A 2,212-nucleotide genomic window follows, 5' to 3' on the forward strand; every position below is an offset into this window, starting at 1 on the left:
CCTCGGCGACCTCACCGTGTGCATCCCGGGCCGGGAGCCCGGCGGCACCGATCGCCTCGACCCCGGTGCCACAGTTCGCCGGTGGCGCCCCTACGTCGAGGGTGCGGTCACCGGCTTCGTCCTCGACGCCACCCCGCGCGACCTCACCGCACCCGACGTCCTCCCCGAAATCGCCCGCATCCTCGCGACCGCCCCGCCCTCCGCGCGCACGACATGCTGACCGGGTTCCCCGGCACCACCGCGCGCATCGACCACGATGGGGGCGTGCCGACCGCCGACGAGCTCACGCCCGACCGCGCGCCGACGGTGGCGTTCACCCAGTGGTGGGTGCTCGCGCGACGGCTGATCCGTCCGGCATGGCGCACCGGTGAGATCCTCACCGCCCTGCTCGCCCCCGCGGTGTTCACCCTCGGTTTCTACGTCCCGCTCAACCTTGTGATGACCGTCTACGGGCACGGCCTGAGCAGCTACGCCCAGTTCCTGATGCCGATGATCGTCATGCAGGCCGTGGCGTTCTGCGCCATCTCGGCCGCGTTCCGTGCCGCCACCGATGCCCGTGACGGCCTCGACGTCCGGTTCGCGACCCTGCCGATGCCACGCTGGGTCCCGTTCGCGGCCAGGATCACCGCGGCCGCCCACCGCGCGGTGATCGCGGTCGGCGCCGCGCTCGTCTGCGGCGCCGTCATCGGGTTCCGGTTCTACGGAAGCTGGTGGCACACAGTCGGCTTCCTCGCGTTCTCGCTGCTGATCGCGACGGCCCTGAGCTGCGGCGCCGATCTGCTCGGCAGCGTGTCCGCCAGTCCCGAGGCCACCACCCAGATCCTCGTCCTGCCCCAGCTGATCTTCGGCATGGTGTCCACCGGCTTCGCGCCCGCGAGCCAATTTCCCGGCTGGATCCAGGGTTTCGCCCGCAATCAGCCCGTCTCCCAGTTCGTTGACGGCCTGCGCGCGCTGGCGGGCGATTCCACCGGCGACGCGGGCACCGTCGACCTCGCGACGCTGGGCCCCGGTCTGGCCTGGGCGCTCGGCATCCTGGTGGTCTGCGGCGGTCTGTCCTGGCGCCATGCCGCCCGGCGGGCCGCATGACAACCCTTCCCCTGCCCGCCCTCGCGCGGCACAGCGAGTCGTTGCGAATGCTGCTACCGCAGACCGTGATCCAGACCCGGCGTCTGCTGACTCGCTGGGGTCGAGACCCGTTGACCGTGATGCAGGCCCTGCTCTTCCCCGCGTTGTTGCTGGTGATGCTCAATGCCGTACTGGGCAAACAGGTGTCGTCGTTCGCGGGCGCCGACGCCCTCTACGGGTCGGTCCCGATGGTCGCACTGGTCGGGGTCATGTCGGGTTCCCTGGCCGGAGCGGTCACCCTGGGCCGCGAGCGCGACGAGGGACTGCTCTCCCGATTCTGGGTACTGCCGGTCCATCGCGCCTCGGGTCTGCTGTCGCGCGTCCTGGCCGAAGGCGTCCGGATCCTGGTGTGCACCATGGTGATCTTCGCGGTCGGCATCGCGCTCGGATTCCGCTTCACCCAGGGCCTGCCCGCCGCGATCGCCCTGTTCGCCATCCCGGTGCTGTACGGACTCGGCTTCGCGACGATGGTCACCGCTCTGGCGGTGTACACGGCTAGAGCCGCACTGGTGGAGGTTGTTTCGCTGGGCTCGTCGTTGCTGATGTTCTTCAGCACCGGATTCGTCCCGCTCGCCGCCTATCCCGGTTGGGCGCGCCCGATCGTGGAGCACAACCCGCTCACGCACGCCATCGACACCATGCGCGGCCTCTCGCTCGGCGGGCCGGTGCGTGGCCCGCTGCTGGCCACCCTGGCGTGGTCGCTCGGCGCGATCGCGATCTTCGCCCTACCGGCCGCGATCGGTTTCCGCCGGGCCAGCCGCTACTGAGCGGACGCGGACCGGGTGATCGCGTCCCGTGCCTCGGTGATCAGCTTGGCCGAATCGCGGGGACTCAACGCCATCGCCCGCAGCTGGTCGAAGATCACGCCGAATCGCCGGATCTCCGAGTGCCCCTCGACCAGATCGTGCACGGACATACTCTCCACGTACACCAGTTCGGGGTCGACGGGATTGCGGAAGTCGAGCAGCGTGAACGAGCCCGCCATGCCGGGGTGCGCGCCCGCGTCGAACGGAAGTACCTGCAGGATCACGTTCTTGCGCTTGGTCTCGTCGAGCAGCCGGTCGAGCTGGCCTGCCATCGTCGCGGG

General features: G+C 70.2%; 4 protein-coding genes. 3 read left to right on the forward strand and 1 reads right to left on the reverse strand.

Going from position 1 to position 2,212, the window contains the following annotated elements; genetic code table 11:
- The 3 genes from ACFWF3_RS33030 to ACFWF3_RS33040 all read left to right on the forward strand — a co-directional run.
- The coding region (locus tag ACFWF3_RS33030; RefSeq protein ID WP_379317830.1) for a hypothetical protein at positions 1 to 220 on the forward strand (220 nt) is incomplete at its 5' end.
- Complete coding sequence (locus ACFWF3_RS33035) at positions 214 to 1,086, forward strand: ABC transporter permease (protein WP_379317832.1); 873 nt, start codon at positions 214 to 216, stop codon at positions 1,084 to 1,086. The genes ACFWF3_RS33030 and ACFWF3_RS33035, both read left to right, overlap by 7 nt.
- A complete protein-coding gene (locus ACFWF3_RS33040; protein WP_379317834.1) occupies positions 1,083 to 1,892 on the forward strand; it encodes an ABC transporter permease in 810 nt (269 codons plus the stop codon). The genes ACFWF3_RS33035 and ACFWF3_RS33040 overlap by 4 nt, the downstream gene beginning before the upstream one ends.
- On the opposite strand, the gene ACFWF3_RS33045 is transcribed toward ACFWF3_RS33040, so the two are convergent.
- A partial coding sequence (locus ACFWF3_RS33045) for a DUF5753 domain-containing protein (RefSeq protein ID WP_379317836.1) occupies positions 1,886 to 2,212 on the reverse strand: 327 nt, incomplete at its 5' end. The genes ACFWF3_RS33040 and ACFWF3_RS33045 overlap by 7 nt on opposite strands.

It is taken from the genome of Nocardia sp. NPDC060220, from assembly GCF_042727815.1.
Classification (GTDB): Bacteria; Actinomycetota; Actinomycetes; order Mycobacteriales; family Mycobacteriaceae; genus Nocardia.